This window comes from Bacillus sp. JJ1474, from assembly GCF_036965225.1.
Lineage (GTDB): Bacteria > Bacillota > Bacilli > Bacillales > Cytobacillaceae > Cytobacillus.
Genome location: NZ_JBALPC010000318.1, coordinates 1 through 1,804, shown reverse-complemented (window position 1 = coordinate 1,804; position 1,804 = coordinate 1). Strand labels below are relative to the sequence as shown.

At 36.8% G+C, this 1,804-nt stretch carries 2 protein-coding genes; one reads left to right on the top strand and one right to left on the bottom strand.

What is annotated here, in order from left to right:
• The first annotated feature begins 483 nt into the window (after window positions 1-483).
• Window positions 484-624 carry a hypothetical protein gene (locus V7164_RS25285; RefSeq protein ID WP_335347668.1) on the top strand — a complete coding sequence of 47 codons (141 nt, stop codon included), beginning with the start codon at window positions 484-486 and terminating at the stop codon, window positions 622-624.
• 199 nt (window positions 625-823) lie between these two features.
• Here V7164_RS25285 and mreBH read toward each other — a convergent pair.
• A partial coding sequence (gene mreBH, locus V7164_RS25280) for a rod-share determining protein MreBH (protein WP_335355602.1) occupies window positions 824-1,804 on the bottom strand: 981 nt, incomplete at its 5' end.

Here is a 1,804-nt window from a genome sequence, read left to right as displayed (position 1 = left end):
AGATTGGAAACCCAATAAGCAATTTGTTTAGTAAAAATTTTTCGAAATATGTAAATAAAAGAGTGAACTACAATCTAATTCACTCTTGAAATTTAATAATTATTGGTCAGTCGTATCAGACATATTTTTAGCAGTGGGGTACGTTTCACCGTATCCTTCAACATTGCCCAGCATGCTCTCTATGAAATTCTGACCCTGAGTCTTGACTATTATTAAGTGATATATTTTTTTGCTTCTTATTATCATTAGCTGGATTTGGCAATTCAATTCACCTCCTAAACACATATATAGGATGCTGAGTATTTGCAGAATTATTCAAGGAGTAAAAAGCAATTTACTAATAAATAGTACGCTTATTTAAAGAAACAAACTAACAGGACCACAAATAGATGAGTAAAAGGTGCAATTAGAAGGAATTAATAAAATTGTTGCAGGAATTTGCTTGAATCTCCCGAATTATGTATGAAAAAAGGAGATGAGGCAATGGAGCAAGTAATTGAAAAATGGATTTGCTCGAATTGCAACTTGGAGATAACAGATGAACGTGAGTATCTAGATAATAATGGGGTGTGTGATGACTGCTACAGTATCCCGTTAAAGAAGAAATTAGGATTAAAATTATGAAGGGAAATATCTCCTTTTATCGAAATGAAGTTAAGAATATTATTAAACATATTAATTTTACCGAATGATGGTAGATATTATAAAAGAGTTATGTGACACCAACTAGATAATCAATAAGATGTCGATAATTTTATTATGTAAACTAAAATCAATTAAGGGAGCATTATCCGTATGAATAATCCTCCCTTAATCTTTACATTTACTTAATTGCAGTTTGCAATTTTCCGATATATTTCAAAGCCATGCCTGTCCCAATTGCAACTGATTCAAGCGGACTTGGAGCGAGGTGAACAGGAACAGAAATTTCTGTGGAAAGCCATTCCTGCATTCCGTTTATGAGGGCGCCACCACCCGATAGGATAACACCTCTATCCACAATATCTCCGGATAATTCAGCAGGGCTCTCTTCCAAAGTGGCGCGAATGGCTTCAAGTATATGAAGCAACGATTCCTTAATAGCTTCTCGAATGGTATAGGACGATAATGTAATGGTTTTTGGAAGGCCTGTAACAAGATCACGTCCGCGAATCTCCATTTTTAACTCATCATGATCTATGAGTGCGTAACCAATTTCCATTTTAACTTTCTCGGCCGTTCGTTCTCCAATTAAAACGTTAAAATCCTTACGAACATATTGAATAATATCCTCATCCAATCTATCGCCGCCAACACGGATAGAATGACAGGCAACAACACCACCATAGGAAATGATAGCTACTTCTGTCGATCCGCCTCCAATGTCCACTACTACGTTAGCGATAGGTTCGTCTACCGGCAAGCCAGCTCCAATTGCCGCAGCTACAGGCTCTTCTATTAAATGAACATGTTTTGCGCCTGCATGACGAACAGCATCAAGAATAGCTCTTCTTTCAACACTTGTTGAGCCTGATGGAGTACAAATCACTACATTCGGCTTTCTAATGGCAAAGCCAGCCTTTTTTGTTGCTTTCGCCATTACATACCGTAGCATTTCGGTTGTCGTATCATAGTCTGCTATTACACCATCCTTTAATGGACGAATAGCAATAATTCTGCCGGGTGTTTTCCCGATCATTTCTTTTGCTTCTTTTCCTACAGCCAACACCTTTTTTGTATTCGTATCAAGCGCTACAACAGAAGGCTCATTAAATGTGATTCCTTTATTTTTACAATATACTAAGATATTAGCTGTTCCTAAATC

Excerpts from the sequence above, each read along its gene's own strand:
- V7164_RS25285 (WP_335347668.1), top strand. The coding sequence starts at position 484 with ATGGAGCAAGTAATTGAAAAATGGATTTGCTCGAATTGCAACTTGGAG.